This is a genomic window from Domibacillus sp. 8LH (assembly GCF_038806185.1).
GTDB lineage: Bacteria > Bacillota > Bacilli > Bacillales > Domibacillaceae > Domibacillus > Domibacillus indicus_A.
Genome location: NZ_JAVJNG010000012.1, coordinates 1 through 18,821 on the forward strand (window position 1 = coordinate 1; position 18,821 = coordinate 18,821).

Consider the following 18,821-nt stretch of genomic DNA (forward strand, 5'->3'; position numbering starts at 1 on the left):
TTATCCCAGTCTTACAGGCAGGTTACCCACGTGTTACTCACCCGTCCGCCGCTGACTTCCGGGAGCAAGCTCCCTTCTGTCCGCTCGACTTGCATGTATTAGGCACGCCGCCAGCGTTCGTCCTGAGCCAGGATCAAACTCTCCAAAAAAGTTTGACTTGCTCATTTGTTTCCATTAAAACACGGGGTGTTTTTAATGGAAGATAAAAATTTAAAACGTTGACGTTTATTTTGTTCAGTTTTCAAAGATCAATATCCTTCACTGTCGTTTCCGACAGCTGAATAATCATATCATGCAGAAAGTTTTAAGTCAACAACTTTTTATCAAAAATATTATCTCAATAAATCATCATTTAACTAAGTAAACTCATCTTTTTCCGCTGCGTTCTCTTGCAACAGAGATTAAATATAACAACATCCAAACGAAAAGTCAATACCATTCCTTGAAAATAATTATCTTAAAATAGTAATTATCTTTCTTTTGCTTTACCGCTTCGTAAGCGACGTTTAAAAATATACCATAATGTTTTATTTATATCAATGCTCTTTTTATTGTTTTTTGCTTCCTGAACTGGATTTTTACACCTGTAAGCATCCAGGATAAGCTTGCGGATTGGTGGCATTCTAATTCAGCATGCAGTGCTTAAAAATGATGGACAGGAACTTTAATAAAGATGATGCACTTCTTTCATTGTACATAAACAGAAAAGGCGCTATTTCTTCTTCAAAAAGAAGCAGCGCCTCACATCTTTTTATGATTGATGATATTCCAAACAACTTTGCTCATTTATATAACAATTTTCATGCGTGATGAAAAACCTTTTTCTTCATTATTCTTTTGCATGGCCCGCTGAATGCTCATGCATATGCCCTGACTTCATTTCAACGGCCAGCCAGTCCACCCGATAAAAGCGGATCAAAACGGCAATGCCGATAACTGTAGTAAATCCATAAAGCGCCAGCCAGGCACCGATACTTTCCCAGTGAAGAAGGTTTGTACATATATACGTCAGCGGCACAAAAAACAGCCAGGACAAGACGAGCGAAATTTTCAGCAAAAACGTTGTGTCGCCGATACCCCGCAGGCCGCCTGCGTAAAAGTTAAACCACGCATCAAACAACTGGAGGAAAGCAGAAATTTGAATCAACTGCACGGCGAGCCCGTGTACATCCGGGTCGTTTGTATACATCCTAATAATGGAATCTGCAAATATAAATTCAAGAAGCCCCAGAACCAAAATAAATATACTGCCGATAATAGCCGTCTCTGTCCCCATCCGCCTTGCCGATAATGGGTTTCCGCGGCCAATATCCTGGCCGACTAAAATGGTAGCCGTTGTACCAAAAGCAAAAGCCGGCATGAATCCAAAGCTCATGACACTTAAAGCTACTTCATTAGATGCCAGCGCATTAGTGCCCAGCTGTGTCACAAAAATCGTAAAAACAAACATCGCCATACTTTTTGAAAATTCCTCTGCCCCTAATTTTCCGCTTTCCGAGGCAATTAACATAGAATCCGTACGGTCCAGCTTCGCTTTTGAGCGTGTTCGATAGCGTTTATGCAGGACAATAAAATAAACATAGGCAGAAAAAAGAAAAATTGTACATTCTCCGATTAATACAGCCCATGCAGCCCCGATCAAGCCTATTTCAGGAAACCCTGCATTTCCATAAGTTAACGCGTACGTAAAAAACACCATGATGCCGTTCCCAATGAGAGATGTAATCATAGGTGTTCTTGTATCGCCGATCCCCCGGAAAAAGCCATGCAGCACAAAAGTAAACACTGTTGCGGTCATCGCCAGAAAGCGGACCGTTAAATAGCCGGTTCCTTCCCTGATCAGATCCTCTGAAGAACCCATTAAGGATAAAATGGCTTCTGAGGCAAACAAACCAGTGAGAATGACGAGTATGTTGGCGATCACACATAAATAAAGAGCAAGTGCTGTCTGCTTTACGCCTCGCTTCATGTTATTGGATCCATAGTGCTGGGCTACGAGATAATTTACAGTATGGCCAATCCCGGAAAACAATGCCCATACGTTGTACATAATGATATTAGAGACACCAACAATCGCAATGGCTAAAGCACCCAGGTTTCCAACCATAATTAAATTGATCGTACCGGTCGCGGTCATGGCCGCGAAAGAAGCAATCGATGGAAGGGCAAGAACCAATATTTTTTTGTAATTCATGAAAGCAGCTCTCCTGTTCAAACATTTGATAATTTCAATGAGTATCTAGCAACGTGATTGCTGCTTATCTCCGTTTCTCAATTTTACACTACTTTTTATATTTAAAGCGATTTCAAAAAAGCTGTAGTCATTAGAAATGAAGAAAATAGGAATTCAGTTATTAGGCAGCCCAAAAATGTTTACAAGAATGGTCCAACTCTATTATACAAAAAGCTTGCAGACTTTGTCCTCTTTATAAAAATCGTGCCTGCAAGCTGAATCTTGGTTAGTTTTTTATGTGAAGAGAAGCATATTCGAAGGATGAGAAGGTTTTATACTTTCTATAATAGGGGGCATTACTGGAAAAAGGATTTTTTGCTTTTCGTACTTAAAATGTCGCCCATCCAGCCCTTTCTTCTTAAGTAAAAAAAGATTGCCAGCGTACTGGTGACCATTAAGCCGCCTGCAAACAGGTAGCCCAGCTTCCATTCCAGCTCGGGCATATGTTTAAAGTTCATCCCCCACACCGCTCCAAGTACTGTGGCTGGAGCAAATAAGGTCGTAATAACAGTCAATGTTTTCGTAATTTCGTTGCCCCGGTGAGCAGAAACAAGATTTTCAAAGTCAAGCAGAGAATCAATTTCTTCTTCGTACGCTCTCACGAGAAACATCGCCCGTTCAAGCCGGTTTTTGGCCAGTTTATATTGTTTCCCTTCTGTCACTTCTTCTCCAAACGCTTCTTTTAAAGCCATACGGATCTCCACGGCCGGAACAATGAGATTTTTCCAGATGAGCAGCTCCTGATCCGCACGGGCAACCCGGTCCAGTATTTTGATATTATTCCGTTTTTTTATTTTCCAAAATAAATCATGAAGCTCTAATTCAAAAGCATCTATTTTCTTTAAAAAATGAGAAGTAATATGGCTGACCAAAACAAGAAACCCTTCAACGGGATTTTGAGCTCCATGCATTTTTTCCCTCATCGCTTTAACGTTCACATGGTCCAGCTCAAGAAAATCAATATTAGCCGTGATCAGCTGTTCCCTCGTCAAATAAAAGTGAAAAACCGATTTATCTTCTTCTTCCTTGGCGCTCTGCATATATACGAGAGATCCCCAGAAAGCTTCTTTGCCTTCTGTACCCGTGTCCATATCGATAGTGTTTGTTTGATCTTTCGAGAGATTTTTCAGCCATTCCTTACATATATTGTCCGTATTAGGAACCTTTTCTTCTATATTTCCATCATCCAGATTCAATTCGTACCATTTCCATTGTGAAGAATGAAATGTGTGTTTCATTTTAATTTGTGCCCCCCTAGAGAAAAATTTCTGTTCGTTTTATTTGTTTTGCCCCCTCGCTTTCATGCTGATGACTGTCAACTTTTATGTGAAAATTTCCTGCCTTGTTAAACTAGCTTAATCGTTTAAAGGCTGAACATTACGCGGCAGAGATATTACAATTCCATGAGAAGCCGTTAAAGTAAAAAATGCCATTCTTATTGGGTTTTTCCCTCGTATCTTTAAAAATACCCTTAATCCTTTGTCAAAAAACAAGGTTTTATGAATCAGTCTTTTCCTTTGACTAAGTAAAATTTTTTAAAGATTAAACCATCCATCAATAATTTTTTGGCAATTAGAGGTTTAAGTGTCTGCTAAACGGGAGAGTAAGAAAAAAAGGGTGAGGTGATAAGATGATCTATGCAGAAATAGCCCTTAAAATCGTTATCGGGCTGATTGGCTTAATTGTCGTAACCCGGCTCCTCGGAAAAAAAGAGATGTCTCAGGTGACACCTCTTGATTTTGTATATGCCCTTGTCCTTGGCGGCATTTTAGAAGAGGGTATTTACGATGAGCAGGTGTCCATCTGGCAGATTCTTTTTGCAGTTGCTGTATGGGGGATGTCGATCTATGCCATCGAAGTATTTGGGCAGAAAAGAGATGGTGTGAAAGAACTGCTCAAAGGGAAACCTTCTCTTATTATCCGCAATGGCAAGCTGGATCACAAACAACTCAAAAAGAATCATCTAGATTTAGAGCAGCTGCGAACCATGCTTCGAAAACAAGGCGTTTTCACATTACGAGAAGTACGTGACCTTTATCTAGAGCCCGGCGGAGACATCAGTGTAAAACTACATACAAAATCCGACAGTGTCACTCCAGATATACTTGGCCTTATCCCTGAAGACGATGCTCCTTCTACATTAGTGATTGAAGAAGGAGAAATTAAAGTGAAAGAACTTCAATCGATCGGCAAAACAAAAGAATGGCTTCTTCGTGAATTAAAGAAAGAAAACTATGACAGAATTAAAGATATCTTTTACGGAGAATGGTCAGAAACAAATGGCTTTTATATTCAAACCTATTCCCGCTCTAAATAATACTGGCCAAACAAAACACTTTTTAACACACGTTTAGAAGATATGGACATTTGCTTTTAAGACCTTTTCCTTCACGTCTGGCGAGTGTTAGTCGATGGCTTAACAGGATCAAAACAAGCGGCTGTCTGTTTTTAGACAGCCGCTTTCTCTTTGTTTAAGCTTTTCCCCTATGCAGGGAAATAAAAGTATATACTTGATTGAATAAAAAACGCTGCAGGAAGACGTTCTGCTCGATAAGAATTTAACTTCCATTATCAATTTTTCTTAAAAGGTACCGCTTTTTGCTCCTTTATACAAATCATGTAGAAGCTTTTTTTAAAATGATTTAGTATAGTTTTTCAAGCTAAAAGAAAGGGTGAACCGATGACCCGTTTACAGCATTCTAGAACGGTGGTTTTACTGGTTTTTATGATTGGCACATTCGCAATTGGCATGACGGAATATGTAGTTACCGGACTGCTCACTCAATTTGCAAAAGATTTACACGTAGAAGTAGCCACGACCGGGCTGTTGTTAAGTGTGTATGCGATCAGCGTGGCCATATTTGGTCCTCTTGTCAGAATCATCACGATTAAAATGACCCCAAAGCCTTTATTGATAGGCATGATGGCCATCTTTGTAATCAGCAATATCATTGCGGCTACGGCCCCAACGTTTGAGGTACTGCTCGCCTCCCGGCTTCTGTCTGCCTCGATGCACGCACCGTTTTTCGGTCTTTGCATGTCGGTGGCTTTTTACATTTCCGAACCGGAAAAACAGCCGAGTGCGATTGCAGCGGTGCAAGGCGGCCTGACCATTGCGATTATGCTCGGTGTTCCGGCCGGCTCATATATCGGCGGCATTTTTGAATGGCGCTATGTGTTCTGGTTTATTACGCTGCTTGGTGTAGTGTCACTGCTTGGCATTATGCTCACCACACCGAACCAGAAGCATGTGGTCGTGCCAAAACTGAAGGAAGAGCTGAAAATTTTTAAAAACAAAAATGTACTGCTTGTTCTCGCTATTATTGTATTTGGCTTTTCTGGTGTGTTTACAGCCTATACGTTCCTGGAACCAATGCTAAGAGAACTATCCGGATTTGGCGTTAACAGCATTACGATTGGGTTCTTTTTCTTTGGATTAGGTGCCGTAATCGGCAACTTTGTTTCCGGCAGAATTCCAGCAGTCCGTTTAACAGAGCGGCTTATTTTAGCCCTCGTGATTTTAGCGGCTGTTTTAGCGCTGTTCACATTCCTGATTCCGTATTACGTGCTTGCTTTCGCCATGTGCTTTTTGTTTGGCGCCGGAACGTTCGGTACAACACCGCTTTTAAATTCAAAAATCATTATCGCCGGCCGGGAAGCCCCTTCCTTATCAGGAACCATTGCGGCCTCCGTGTTTAACCTGGCCAACTGCATTGGCGCCACACTTGGGACGATTTTCCTAAACAGCGGCCTAAGCTATACGTGGATTACACTGATTGCGGCCGGAATGATCTTATTCGGTACAGTGATTGCGATTGTAACGCACAAAATAGAAGATAAATCTCTTTATATGCCCAGCAGGCAGCCAATAGAATCTTGATCATGCAAAACAACCATCCGCATTTTCTAGCAGGAGACTCGGATGGTTGTTTTTTTGCTTTTTTGTTTTTGAAGAACGCACCTTTTTTCTTCGGATCGCGCACGCTCCTATAAAGCTTCAGCAGGCAGGCCATTTCTCATAAATACACGCATCATGGCTATTTTGGCTTTTTCTTCATCCGGTCCATGTATTTCCAACTTGAAGGTTTTAGAGCTCAGCACACTATAAGTTAAGCCAAGGATACTTTTGGCATCTATATGCTTATCATCTGTACAAATCACAATACTCGACCGAAATGTATTGGCAGTTTGATTAATTTCAACTACCGCTTTTGCCAGAGATTTGTCTAAGTTCATATGCACGGATGCTCCTGTCTTTATTTAATCAAGTGTGCAGCTAGTCGCTGCTCAACTCAAATTCTTTCTAAGTACACAGATGCCCCTTATAACTCCAGAATGCTTCCCGTTTTACGACGCAAAGCATGGATCATTGTAATAAATCACATGTGATAAAACTGCATGGCCGGTCATGTTTTTATAAGCTTCTACTGCCTCTTCTTCCGTATTAAATTCAAACATTTTAATTGCTTCTTTAGAATAAAGCGTAATCACCCACATCGGCGTATTCCTCCTGAATGTTTAGTTAAGAATCAACCAGCTTTCCTCCTGCTTGCTGTTTTTTTCACTTGTAAAGGCTTTAAACTGAAGTTACGCCAGCTGATGAGAAAGCGCATAATTCTTTTTTGTAAACACATTGCCTTCTAAAATCGTTCTTGCTGTGCGAACTACTTTGATGGCACTGATATGGCCAGCAACAAAATCTACTTTCGTTTCCATAATCCCTGCTGGATGAGCCAGCCGGAATACTTCATGTTTAATATCTATCAAGTCTGACAGAATAGTGTCCTCAAGAAAGGCAGCGGCTGTTGTACAAATCGCACCCGTGATAGCCAGCGCCTGATGCGGCTTTTGCATGGACATCATCCGAATTACAATATCTATGTCTGCGGACTGTCTTTGCACCCCTGTACGGTCTGTATAATTTGCAGGTGAAGCCACGATCGTCATTTTAGGGACAGCCGGAGACTTCAAAGCCGCTTCTTTTCGATCTGCGAACCCGCACATCTCAGCTGCGATGGAACGGATCTCTTCCAGCTCTTTTAGCTTGTCAGGGGTGTACTCCATAGGCAGCTCGGTTCCTTTGAGACCAACGTCTTTCGCTCGAACAAAAACAAGCGGATTGGCCACATCTACAATGGAAACCGGAATCAGGCGATCCGCTGTCCGGATCATATCCACCGGCTTCCCTGTTGGAAACAGCTTTCCGGTCACAGCGCCTTCCGCCTGCGTAAACGATAAATAAATCGGAGAGCCTGTACCAGGCACGCCAGGAATGGAACAATTCCCCTCTGCTTTTACCTGCCCATTTTCCACTTCTACTTCAGCAATGATTAATTTTTTCGTATTTGTATTATAAATCCGAACCTTTGTAACCGGCTCTTTTATTGGAACCATGCCTTGCTCAATCGCATACGGTCCAACAGCCGATGAAATGTTTCCACAGTTGCCTTTGAAATCCACCATTTGATGATCAATACTGACCTGTGCAAATGTATACTCCACATCAAACGCTGGAGAATCTGATTTTTTAATAATAGCTGCTTTGCTTGTTAAAGAGTTAGCGCCGCCTAATCCATCAATCTGGCGCTGGTCCGGGCTTCCCATCACATCAAGCAGGAATTCTTCCCAAAGCGCTGGATTTGTCGGCATGTGTTGATGATTCAGAAAAACACCCTTGCTTGTACCGCCTCTCATGATCACTACAGGCACTTTCATCGTCATTACCACCTTTTCACATTCGATAAGTGTATAGTATAATAAAGACACTGATAAATGAAATACATATTTTTTTCGGAAAAAGTAAAAAAAAATTTATAACTAAAAATGGAGGCGGACGGGAATGGATGAAAAAGACTGGGTGGCTCTTCGGGTATTATATGAAGAAAAAAATTTCAGCCGTGCTGCTGAACGTTTATATATTTCACAGCCCGCTCTCACTTATCGTTTGAAAAATCTAGAAAAAGAATTTGGTACAAGCTTGTTTTTTAAAATTAAAAGCGGCATTGAATTTACATCCGAAGGTATTTATTTAGCCGATTACGCAGAAGAAATGATCAAAAAACTGCAAAAAACAAAAGATTACATGCTGAATATGCAAAATGAAGTAAGAGGCACCCTTCGCCTTGGCGTTTCCAGCAATTTTGCCCAGTATAAGCTGCCGAGGATTTTAAAAAATTTCTCCGCCCAGTATCCAAATGTTCAGTTCAGTGTAAACACAGGATGGAGTACGGACATTATGCACCTTTTAAATTCCTCCAGTGTGCAGCTGGGCATTTTACGCGGAAACTATGAGTGGTACGGCATCAAAACACTGCTGCATAAAGAGAGGCTTTGTTTGATTTCAAAAGAAGAGGTTGATTTGGAAGACCTGCCTGAACTTCCTTTTATCAATTATAAAACGGACAGTTCCCTGAAAAACTTAATGAATGGCTGGTGGCATGACCGCTTTCCGGATCCGCCTAGAGTAACGATGGAAAACGACCGGCAGGAAACCTGCAAAGAAATGGTCAAGCAGGGGCTTGGGGTGTCGATCCTGCCGGAAATCTGCCTTCAGCCTTCAGACAACCTCCATACGTATGGATTGTCTTTTAAAAACGGAGAGCCTGTTTTAAGAAATACCTGGCTTATGTACAGCCAGGATGCGTTGCGGCTTTCTACCGTCAAAACCTTTATCGACTTTTTAAACAAAAAAGAAAATATATAATCGTATTGGAAACGCAGGAACACTTCCTGCGTTTTAGATTATAAATAATTTTTATCAAAAAACAAAAAAATAATGTATTTCCTTTATCTCTTTCCTTGTATTACGCTGAATACAGAGCATATCTTACACGGCCTTTTAACTTGTAAGCGATTACTTTATTAGGAGGGATTTTTATTCTTACACTGCTCGGTATATCCATGGTGGTTGTGTTCACGTATTTGATTATGGCTAAACGTTTAACTCCGGTTGCGGCTCTTACTATTGTACCTATCCTCTTTGCGGTGATCGCCGGGTTCGGTTCCAAACTTGGGGATATGATGATGGAGGGATTGAAAACGGTTGCACCATCAGCCGCCCTGCTCCTATTCGCTATCCTGTTTTTCGGTGTTTTAATTGATGCGGGTTTGTTTGATCCTCTTATTCAGAAAATGCTGAAGATCGTAAAAGGGGATCCGGTTAAAATCGCGATTGGAACCGCAGTATTAGCACTAACGGTTGCACTGGATGGAGATGGGACAACGACTCATATGATTACCATCTCCGCTATGTTTCCGCTTTATAAACGTTTAGGGATGAAGCCGCTTGTTCTGGCGACGATTTCCCTGCTTTCTTTAAGCATTATGAGTGGCATGACACCATGGGGCGGTCCTGCCACAAGAGCCATTACCTCGTTAGGCCTTGATGCAGGAGACTTTTTCATTCCACTTCTTCCAACGATGTTTGGCGGCATGGTTTGTGTGATCGGCATTGCTTTTCTTCTAGGCAAAAAGGAACGTGAACGTATTGGAATAATTGAAATTGATCTTGCTGCGCAGAATCAGGCTTCTCTTTCAGAAGCAGCAGCAGCCTATGCTTTGCAGGAAGATATTAAACGCCCGAAATTAGTGTGGATAAACCTGCTGCTGGTTCTTTCGGTTATGGTGATCTTAGTGATGGGGCTTCTTCCGGTACCTGTACTGTTCTTAATTGGTTTTGTACTTGCTTCCATGATCAATTATCCGAATTTAGAACAGCAGAAAGAACGGATGCTGTCACATGCCGGAAATGCTTTAACGGTAGTAACGCTCGTATTTGCTGCAGGCATCTTCACTGGTATTTTTGAAGGAACCAAAATGGTCGATGCCATTGCCAATTCACTTGTAGCCATCATTCCTGAATCATTAGGATCTTTCTTCCCGCTTGTTGTGGCATTAACCAGCATGCCATTTACATTTGTACTGTCAAATGATGCTTACTATTTTGGTGTGCTGCCCATTTTAGCAGAAGCCGCATCCGCTTATGGAATCGATCCTGTTGAAGTAGCGCGGGCTTCCGTTCTTGGCCAGCCGGTTCATTTTTTAAGCCCGCTTGTGGCTTCTACCCTTCTGCTAGTTGGCATGGTGAAAACAGACCTTGGAGAATTTCAGCGGTATGCCATTAAATGGTCAATTCTTTGTTCTATTTTTGTCATTATTGTTGCAGTGCTGACCGGAGCAATTTCCATTTTTTAATATATAAATAAGGGCCGCTCATCCAGAGCGGCCCTTATTGTATGTGATGACACGTACGATTGTTTTAGCGAGCTTCATCACCGTATGCAGGCGGGTATCATTTAAAAACTGCGCGGCTGGCAGCGGATCAAGGTAATTGACAACTCCGGTCAGATGATAATCTCCTACCGCCGGGAGTACTTTTTTTAGCGCCTGACCCGGCAGTAGAGGCCCTTCTTTCAATAAAACGGCCCCTACCTGCTCTTTTTCTCCGAGTCCCGCATCTATACTAATGATCAACGGCTGTCGAAACCGCCTTTTTACGGCTTTTAATGTACTTTCTAAATTAAACGCATGAATGGGGTCTTCGAGTGTACCGTATATACAGTAAGAAACACCTTCTTCTTTTAACATCGTTCCTACTAAGGGGCCCAGCGCATCGCCAATCGACCGATCCGAACCAACACACAAGAAAATAATCTCTCTGCCTTCGTTCAATGACTGCAGAAGAAGATCGTTTAGGATATGAGACATTGCTTCAATCTCCTGGTCCATCGTTCGTGTATGATCGTAAACAGTGCATAGCACTTTCTGCTTTACTTCTTTGTTCTTTTGGCCTCCGAAAAATCCCATCGTCTTCCCCCTTTGTCTCCATTATAAAACGCTTCGAGTCTGAAGGCACCTTCAAACCAGGCGTGGAATGCATTTAAAAACAGAAAAGAACTATGTTTTTTGTATATACTCATATACAAGTCTACATATATTTTTGTATACAAGTATATATGTATATATTCGAGATGATGAACACAAACATAAATAGATATATTTGACAGTCTTTGGACTTCGCTAAAAGTTTAAAAAAGGAACAAAAAAAGAGCTTTTACAAAAGCTCTATTCTTGCTTAGATAAGATTCATGCTTTTCAATAATGTCTTAAATTCTTCTTGTCTTTCCTCATTTTTAAAAGATCGTTTTGGAATAATGTAAGCCTCCACTATGCTGGTAAAAAGAAAAAAATACGCTTCATCTTCGTCTACTCGTTCAATACCAGACCAGTTCGTTTTTTTCTCGCCTGCACGGTTTTTCTCGGTAAAACCTTTTTTATCCATTACAAACGTATGCAGTCCGAACATGTTATCATTTCTGCTCTCATTCAACATTTTGTTTACGTTTCTCTTTATATGCTCATAAAAGTACTTCGGATACAAAGTGACCCATAAGACCGAAGCAGCCGCAAACGTAATGAAAAGCCCTGGCAGCCACTCTTCTGTCACCCAGGAAACAACTAGCGTAAACAGTAAAAAAAGAACAGGTCCCATCAGACGCTGCATTATTAAAGCATGTTTTACCGTTTCCGATTGCTTGGCAACATGTATCTGGAAGGCTAGGTAATCCTCTTTTGTCAGATCGTATTTCAGTTCCATTCTTCTCTCCTTTTAACCCTTTTAAACTATTTATTAGAAAGCTATATTTAATATTTTTAAATAAAATGCCAGTTAGCTCATTTTCCCTCTCCCAGTATGATAAAAACAATGACCGATTTATTTTAACACGGTGAAGCCAACTTTCCTAAAATCTTTTAAGCAGACTGTGATGAACCTATTCCTAACCGCTTTGTATATTCAATGGCTAGTTAATATATTACTTATTTAACGCGATAAAGCTTGAAAGGATCAAAACAGCAAAGCGGTTATGCAGTTCATTGCATGAAAATGAATTTGTCTCTATAATGACCGAAGTGAAAGGAGACGAATTACGTTGTATCAAGTTAAGCAATATTCATTTTTAGTATTAGGTACCTTTATCATTGCAGTATGTTTTAATTTACTGCAAAGTCCGAACCAGATTGCTTCTGGCGGATTAACCGGTGCATCTCTTGTTTTAGGTGATGTATTTCATATTTCTTCAGCTATCATTCTATGGGCAGCCACATTAGTGCTGCTGGTTGGCGGCAGCTGTTTTCTAGGCCTCCATACCATTTTAAAAAATATTATTGGTTCTCTTTTAATTCCTTTTTTCGTTTATGTCACAAAAGAAATTCCTCCGCTTACACATGATCCGCTGCTTGCCGCTATCTACGGTGGATTAGGAGTAGGACTTGGCCTGTCCGTTGTGTTCCGGGCAGAAGGAAATACGGGCGGGTTCACCTTAATTGCGCAAATTCTGCATAAGAAAAAAGCAATCAAACACAGCACTTCCATTATGGTGATGGATGCAGCGGTTATGATTGCAGGAGGCATCGTTTTTTCTCCGGAGAAAGCGTTGTACGCATTAGTCGGCACATTTATCACCCGATTAACGATGGATTATGCAGTGCGGGTTCAACAGAAAAACTCTAAAGTAGCGTACATTATTTCTTCGGCAGAATTTGAAAAGCAGATCAGTGAATCTATTTTAACGGAACTGGATCGAGGATTAACAAAGCTCTCTGGATCAGGCGGCTACACCAATAACGAAAGAATCATGATGGTGACAGTGCTGGCTCCGTCAAAGATCACGACATTAAGAGCTTTGGTTCAAGATATTGATCCGCATGCCTTTATTATTTTATGCGAGGCGACGGAAGTATTCGGTGAAGGATTTACCCAGCCGGTTTCTCCTCCTCCTAAGAAGCTTGTTTCTTCCAATGCCATCTAACTACCTGCGCATGCTTCCTTCCCTCCTCTTTCCTGCTTGAATAAAGCAGGTTACGGCAAAAACGTGGTTGATCGTTATGTTAGTTTGAATACTAAACGGGTAACGAAAACTATTGATGTCTGAACACAATGGGAGGAATGGAATATGGCAGATAAGAAAGCTCGCGATGGATTAACAGTTGTTATAGCCGGCGCTTCGAGCGGACTTGGAAAAGGCACCGTACGCCGGCTTGCTTCCGAAGGAGCAAACCTTGTACTGGGTGCACGCCGTGCGCAGCTGCTTGAAGAACTTGTGGAAGAATGCGGTCCAAACGCAGCCGCTGTTCAGATGGATATTGGAAAAGAAGAAGATGTGAAGAAACTGTTCGATACGGCTATGGAGAAGTTTGGCCGTATTGATGTGTGGATTAACATGGCCGGCGTCGGATTAATTGGCCCTTATACGGAGCTTCCAACCAAGGATCTGCAGCAGATTGTCCAAACGAATATCCTCGGCACTATGTATGGAAGCCATTATGCTCTGCGCCAATTTAAAAAGCAAAAGTCCGGTACGCTTATTAACCTTGGCTCCGTCGCCAGCAAAATCGCTTTTCCATACTATACTGCCTACACGGCGACGAAATACGCCGTAGCCGGGTTGAGCGCGGGTCTGTATCAGGAAATGGAGCTCGAAAACTTTGAGGACATCCATATATGTATGGTCCATCCATGGGCGACCGATACGCCTTGGTTTGACCATGCCGGAAATTACTCTGGCCATGAGGCGCAAATGAAGCCGATGGATGATGCTGAAAATGTAGTAGATGCCATCGTCGAATTGCTTGATAACCCGCAGGAAAGCGTCGAAGTGGGCGTGAAGACAAAAGGATCTTCGATTTCGAGCAACTTAATGCCGGGATTGACTGAAACCCTGAATGCCAAGTATTTAAATAAGGTAATTCAAGATGCTCCTCCTGCCCCTCCAAGCTCAGGCTCTCTGCATGAGCCGATGGAAAGCGGCACTGGCGTTTCAGCCGGCCTCCGAGAGCGGATGAAAAAAGAATAATAAAAGGTTTGTTTATGCGTAAGCATATATGTATATATGTATCATCTTAAGCTCTTGTAAATAGGAAAAGAGAACTTCTTCCTTTTTTAAACATAAAGACGAAGCCCCGCCTGCTTTATGCCGGCGGGGTTTTCTTCTTCCATCTATTTGCTAACCATTTTTAGCACGATCGATAATGTCCTGCAATTCCGGTGTAAAGCCTTTGATGGCCCGGTTCTCCCATACAGTCACCGGCACGCCTAAAAAGCCGAATTCCTCTACTTCCTGCTGGTACTTCTCACTTGCCCTTACGTCTCTTACTTCAAACGGCACTTTTTCTTCAGTCAGCACTCGTTTTACAAATTCACACTCCACACAGTCATCCATTGAGTAGACAATTACTTGTTTGATCATAGTGCGGCCGCTTCCTTTGGTCCATTCACACTTGCTTGCTTTTTCATTTTCTCTTTATCCCTCTATCTTGGCTAAATTTTTTCTTATTGCTTTTATTTTATCATATATGAATGCTGTGTTTTGGTTTGTATTTTCTTCATTATAAATACGCTTTGGTCTTATAAGCACATTCACTATCAGGGAATAGTTCTAATGTTTCTAACGAACAAAAAAAGCCGCTCTGTTTTGCAGAGCGGCTTTTCACGCTTTATACCGTATATCTTTTTGAACTGTTAAGCGATGCTGGCAAAATCAATTTTAAACGGTTCTTTTCTTCAGTTTAATATGTTGAGCTGGCAACTGACTGCTTTTGTCATTTTTAAGAGTAAAAACAGACAAAATCGTTACCACCAACACAACAGCACTTAGAATATAATACGTTTGCTGATAACCAATCTCTGTGTACAGGCTGCCTGCAACGCTTGAAAAAACCATAATGGAAAGCTGCTTAGCAAAATTGAATGCTAATAAATAAATCGTGGCAGATAATCGAAGGTCGAACACACCTGTAATGTATTTAAAAATAGAGATAAGTAATAACGGCATTTCAACGGCTGCAATCAAACGGACAAATGACAAAGAGATCGGGCCAACAGCGACAGCGCTTCCAAATATACGTACAAATGTGAGTATACCAAACAAAATTAATCCATTTTTTGCTCCAATTTTGTTAATCAGAACAGGCATGAAGATCATCACAACGGCTTCCAGTGCCGTTTGAAGGGAAACAAGTTTACTAAATACACTTGTACCTTCTTCAGGAGTATCAAAAAAGTGCTTGTAATAATTCGGAAATTGCTGGTCAAATACATCATATATACAGGCCGTACCAATAATAAAGATCCCCAGCATCCAAAAGTTTTTAATTTTGAATATAGATAAAATAGTTTCTTTGGTTAAAGGTTCGGCGTGTTCATGTTGAATAGTTGTAAGATGATCCTGATTGATTCTTGCCGTATATAACAACAGCCCTAATACAACAGCAGAGCCTGAAGCGAGCCAAAAAATGCTTCCTGGATTTATAACAAAAATGATTCCACCAATAAACGTGGCTGTAGCACCCGCAATGGAGCCAAACAACCGGGCACGTCCATATTCAAAGTGATTGGCCCTGCTGGCTCTTTCAATATAGGATTCCACAACCCCTACACCACCGAAAAATACATAGCTTAAATACACGCTTCCCAGTAAGGCTCCAACATAAATATTGATGTTTAGCAAAGGAATAAAAACAAAGCTGAAAAACGGTCCCATCAGCATTGCCATAAAAACAACACTAGAAAATAAGTGTTTCTTGTAAACTAATTTATCAGAGATGACTCCAAAGAAAGGCTGATAACACAGTGCAACAAGAGACATGGCTGAAAAAACAAACCCAGATTCTTTCGCTGTTAACCCCGCTTGTTCTTCTAACCAAATAGGTAAAAATGTTAAAACGGTCGCCCAGACGAAAAAGTAAAAGAAAAATAAACCGCCGAAGTTCCAGAAATTCTTTTTTGCTGCTTGCATTGTCGTCACTCCTATGATGTCTTTTTAAATGTTTGAATAAGAGACCGGCTTCCCAAAATTCGGCGTCCCATCTTCATTCCACTGGATTACTTGTGCTTTTGTATGACGGTTTGGGTCATAAAGCGGGTCTCCAGTAATCTCTGTATAATCCCGGCAGTGATAAATTAAAATATCTTCTTTTCCATCTTCACTGACAGTAAACGAATTATGACCAGGCCCAAATTGTTTCGTTTCCGCATCACTTTTGAATACAGGCAGAGGAGATTTTCCCCAGGAACGGCTGTCTAACAAATTTGAATCTTGGTTAGCCGTAAGCATGCCCATACAATAATTTTCGTCGGTAGCGCTCGCAGAATACGTCAAGAAAATTTTACCGTTCTTTTTTAAAACTGCCGGTCCTTCATTTACCCAAAAGCCTTTTGTTTCCCAATCAAACTCCGGTTTTGAAAGGAGGACAGGTTCGCCTTTAATGGTCCATGGATTTTCCATTGGTGCGATATACAAATTAGAGTTCCCGCGGATTGCTGGATCCTTCTGTGCCCACACATAATATAGCTCTCCATTATGCTCAAAAGTGGTCGCATCTAAAGAGAACGTATCCATTGTTGTTTTCACCTGGCCTTTTTCAATCCAGTTTGAATCCATAGGATTATCCGAATCATTTTCTATAACATACATACGGTGGGTAAACAGCCCGTCAATAATTTCTTCTGTGTGCGTTGCAGCAAAATAGATGTACCATTTCCCTTGAATAAAATGCAGTTCAGGAGCCCAAATTAATTTGCTCATTTCACCTGATTCATGCTTGTGCCAAACGGTACGCGGCAATGCGTGATTAAGCCCTTGTATAGTTTTTGCCCGGCGAATTTCAATTCGATTGTAAGCCGGAACGGAAGCAACAAAATAGTAGTATCCGTCTGTATGCTTATAAATCCATGGGTCGGCTCGTTGAATCACAATCGGGTTAATAAACTCATAACTGTTTTTAGACATATGTAAAATCCTCCACTATTTCAATATAACTGTTAGAGAAAACGTTTTCTAAAAACAGGATATTACTTATACGTACAAATGTCAACAAACAAAACTAAATTAATAAATATGTACGTACAAAGAATAAAAAAATAGTTTGTAATCGTTCTTTTAAATCAGCACAGGTAAGTCTTTGTACTACATGTTGATTTAGAGACTACAGCCTGAAAAGTTGTGTAGTTTACGTTTTCATTAAAATAAATATCGCTTTAACTATGTTTCTTAATTTCATTTCTATAAGCTTCACGAATTTTTGCGCACTTGTCATTCAGCCTAACAAAGTCTGTTACTACTATTTATGTCTGGCTGGACAGAAAAAAAGGAGATTTTAATACTCGTACTTACAAACCTCATCTTATGGTAAAATTTAGAGGTGTTTTTCATAGGCTGCTAGAAGAACAATAATCATGCTAAAAGATCAGCAGCCCCGGACCAACCAGCCAATCTTTATTTACTGTTTGTTTCCAAAGCCACTTTTATATGAAAGGACGAAATACACAATGCACACAGCGGCAAAACCACAGCAAATACAGCCTGTCACGATGTACCGTATTTTGTTTGCCATTAGTTTAGGGCATTTTTTAAATGACTGTATGCAGTCGGTTGTACCGGCACTATTCCCGATTCTTGAAAAGTCGATGAATCTCAACTATACACAGATCGGCTGGATCGCTTTTGCACTGAATATGACTTCATCCCTTATGCAGCCCGTGTTTGGCGTCGTGGCAGATAAACGGCCGTCTCCCTTTCTGCTGCCCATCTCGATGTGTTTGAGTATGATCGGCATGGTCGGTTTGGCCGTGGCACCAAATTTTTATTTCGTGCTGGCTTCGGTGCTGTTTATTGGATTTGGATCTGCTATTTTTCACCCGGAGGGTTCCCGTGTAGCGTACATGGCTGCAGGAGCAAAAAGAGGACTGGCCCAATCTATTTACCAGGTAGGCGGCAATACCGGCCAATCTATGGCACCCCTTTTTACCGCGTTTATTTTTATTGGGCTTGGCCAGTTTGGAACGATCTGGTTCGTTCTATTGGCGGGTCTTGGTGTTTTGATTTTATATGGCGTATCCAAGTGGTACAAAGGAGAAGTAGCTGTCCGAAAGCATGTTAACAAAAAGCAAGCGTCTGATCCTCTTACCATAAACAAAGAAATTGTGTTTGCGATAAGCCTTCTGATCTTTCTAGTATTCGCCCGCTCATGGTATAGTGCCGGCATTTTAAACTACTTTCAGTTTTACGCCATTGAAAAATTTGATTTATCAATCAAAAGTGCGCAGCTGTATGTATTTTTATTTATGATAATGGGCGTGTTTGGCACATTTTTTGGAGGTCCGTTAGCCGATCGTTTCGGAAAGCGAAATATTTTGCTTTTTTCTATGCTCGGCGCCGTGCCGTTCACTCTATTACTGCCTCATGCTTCTATTGTATTTACTGCGCCGCTGCTTATTCTGGCTGGCTTTATCATTCAATCGAGCTTTAGTGTGACCGTTGTGTATGCGCAGGAACTGCTTCCGGGTAAGATTGGCCTTGTTTCAGGATTAATTGTGGGGCTCGCTTTTGGCATGGGAGCCATCGGCGCAGTGGTTTTTGGCAAGTTAGCTGATGTATATAGCCTTCAGTTTGTGATGCTGTTTTGCAGTTTTTTACCGCTGCTCGGCCTATTAACGTGGCTGCTTCCGAGCGATAAGCGCGTAAAAGAAATCCATGAGATATCTTGAAACGCCCCCGCTCAGCAGGACGGAATTGAGGAATGAGCCGTAGAA

17 protein-coding genes and 1 rRNA gene are annotated in these 18,821 nt (G+C 41.3%); 7 read left to right on the plus strand and 11 right to left on the minus strand.

Going from position 1 to position 18,821, the window contains the following annotated elements; translation table 11 throughout:
- The 3 genes from RG959_RS14220 to RG959_RS14230 all read right to left on the minus strand — a co-directional run.
- Positions 1-149: ribosomal RNA gene (locus tag RG959_RS14220) — 16S ribosomal RNA — on the minus strand; the annotation flags it as partial.
- A 680-nt stretch (positions 150-829) separates the two neighbouring features.
- Positions 830-2,194, minus strand: a complete 1,365-nt coding sequence (locus RG959_RS14225) for an MATE family efflux transporter (RefSeq protein WP_342797657.1) — start codon at positions 2,192-2,194, stop codon at positions 830-832.
- Between the two features lie 335 nt (positions 2,195-2,529).
- The gene (locus tag RG959_RS14230) at positions 2,530-3,471 is read right to left on the minus strand and encodes a magnesium transporter CorA family protein (protein WP_342797658.1); all 942 of its coding nucleotides are present in this window, start codon (positions 3,469-3,471) and stop codon (positions 2,530-2,532) included.
- A gap of 392 nt (positions 3,472-3,863) precedes the next feature.
- Here RG959_RS14230 and RG959_RS14235 point away from each other — a divergent pair, with 392 nt between their 5' ends.
- Together RG959_RS14235 and RG959_RS14240 are read left to right on the plus strand one after the other, a co-directional pair.
- Positions 3,864-4,550: a DUF421 domain-containing protein gene (locus tag RG959_RS14235; protein ID WP_342797659.1), complete on the plus strand. Its 687-nt coding sequence runs from the start codon at positions 3,864-3,866 to the stop codon at positions 4,548-4,550.
- A 363-nt stretch (positions 4,551-4,913) separates the two neighbouring features.
- A complete protein-coding gene (locus RG959_RS14240) occupies positions 4,914-6,113 on the plus strand; it encodes an MFS transporter (RefSeq protein WP_342797660.1) in 1,200 nt (399 codons plus the stop codon).
- A gap of 107 nt (positions 6,114-6,220) precedes the next feature.
- Here the strand turns inward: RG959_RS14240 and RG959_RS14245 are convergent, their stop codons facing one another.
- From RG959_RS14245 to RG959_RS14255, 3 genes are all read right to left on the minus strand, one after another.
- Positions 6,221-6,469: an HPr family phosphocarrier protein gene (locus RG959_RS14245; protein WP_251271793.1), complete on the minus strand. Its 249-nt coding sequence runs from the start codon at positions 6,467-6,469 to the stop codon at positions 6,221-6,223.
- A 111-nt stretch (positions 6,470-6,580) separates the two neighbouring features.
- Positions 6,581-6,730 (minus strand): hypothetical protein, encoded by a 150-nt coding sequence (locus RG959_RS14250; RefSeq protein WP_342797661.1) that lies wholly within the window; start codon positions 6,728-6,730, stop codon positions 6,581-6,583.
- A 90-nt stretch (positions 6,731-6,820) separates the two neighbouring features.
- Positions 6,821-7,948: a PrpF domain-containing protein gene (locus tag RG959_RS14255; protein WP_483298890.1), complete on the minus strand. Its 1,128-nt coding sequence runs from the start codon at positions 7,946-7,948 to the stop codon at positions 6,821-6,823.
- Positions 7,949-8,072: 124 nt separating this feature from the next.
- On the opposite strand from RG959_RS14255, the gene RG959_RS14260 reads away from it, so the two are divergent.
- Both RG959_RS14260 and RG959_RS14265 read left to right on the plus strand, forming a co-directional pair.
- Positions 8,073-8,936: a LysR family transcriptional regulator gene (locus RG959_RS14260; RefSeq protein WP_342797663.1), complete on the plus strand. Its 864-nt coding sequence runs from the start codon at positions 8,073-8,075 to the stop codon at positions 8,934-8,936.
- 173 nt (positions 8,937-9,109) lie between these two features.
- Entirely contained in the window at positions 9,110-10,426 is a 1,317-nt protein-coding gene (locus RG959_RS14265; protein ID WP_342797747.1) for a CitMHS family transporter, read from the plus strand.
- Positions 10,427-10,444: 18 nt separating this feature from the next.
- Here RG959_RS14265 and yyaC read toward each other — a convergent pair whose 3' ends face one another.
- Both yyaC and RG959_RS14275 read right to left on the minus strand, forming a co-directional pair.
- Positions 10,445-11,038 (minus strand): spore protease YyaC, encoded by a 594-nt coding sequence (yyaC, locus tag RG959_RS14270; RefSeq protein WP_342797664.1) that lies wholly within the window; start codon positions 11,036-11,038, stop codon positions 10,445-10,447.
- A gap of 268 nt (positions 11,039-11,306) precedes the next feature.
- Positions 11,307-11,828 carry a YcxB family protein gene (locus RG959_RS14275; RefSeq protein WP_342797665.1) on the minus strand — a complete coding sequence of 174 codons (522 nt, stop codon included), beginning with the start codon at positions 11,826-11,828 and terminating at the stop codon, positions 11,307-11,309.
- Between the two features lie 334 nt (positions 11,829-12,162).
- On the opposite strand from RG959_RS14275, the gene RG959_RS14280 reads away from it, so the two are divergent.
- The gene (locus tag RG959_RS14280; RefSeq protein ID WP_342797666.1) at positions 12,163-13,041 is read left to right on the plus strand and encodes a YitT family protein; all 879 of its coding nucleotides are present in this window, start codon (positions 12,163-12,165) and stop codon (positions 13,039-13,041) included.
- Between the two features lie 144 nt (positions 13,042-13,185).
- Positions 13,186-14,085, plus strand: a complete 900-nt coding sequence (locus tag RG959_RS14285; protein ID WP_342797667.1) for an SDR family NAD(P)-dependent oxidoreductase — start codon at positions 13,186-13,188, stop codon at positions 14,083-14,085.
- 150 nt (positions 14,086-14,235) lie between these two features.
- On the opposite strand, the gene RG959_RS14290 is transcribed toward RG959_RS14285, so the two are convergent.
- From RG959_RS14290 to RG959_RS14300, 3 genes are all read right to left on the minus strand, one after another.
- Positions 14,236-14,478 (minus strand): glutaredoxin family protein, encoded by a 243-nt coding sequence (locus tag RG959_RS14290; RefSeq protein ID WP_342797668.1) that lies wholly within the window; start codon positions 14,476-14,478, stop codon positions 14,236-14,238.
- A 297-nt stretch (positions 14,479-14,775) separates the two neighbouring features.
- On the minus strand, positions 14,776-16,026 hold the full coding sequence (locus RG959_RS14295; RefSeq protein ID WP_342797669.1) for an MFS transporter: 1,251 nt from the start codon (positions 16,024-16,026) through the stop codon (positions 14,776-14,778).
- Between the two features lie 24 nt (positions 16,027-16,050).
- Positions 16,051-17,019 carry a glycoside hydrolase family 43 protein gene (locus RG959_RS14300; RefSeq protein WP_342797670.1) on the minus strand — a complete coding sequence of 323 codons (969 nt, stop codon included), beginning with the start codon at positions 17,017-17,019 and terminating at the stop codon, positions 16,051-16,053.
- A 539-nt stretch (positions 17,020-17,558) separates the two neighbouring features.
- Between RG959_RS14300 and RG959_RS14305 the strand changes: the two genes are divergently transcribed.
- On the plus strand, positions 17,559-18,776 hold the full coding sequence (locus RG959_RS14305) for an MFS transporter (protein WP_342797671.1): 1,218 nt from the start codon (positions 17,559-17,561) through the stop codon (positions 18,774-18,776).
- Positions 18,777-18,821: the final 45 nt, after the last annotated feature.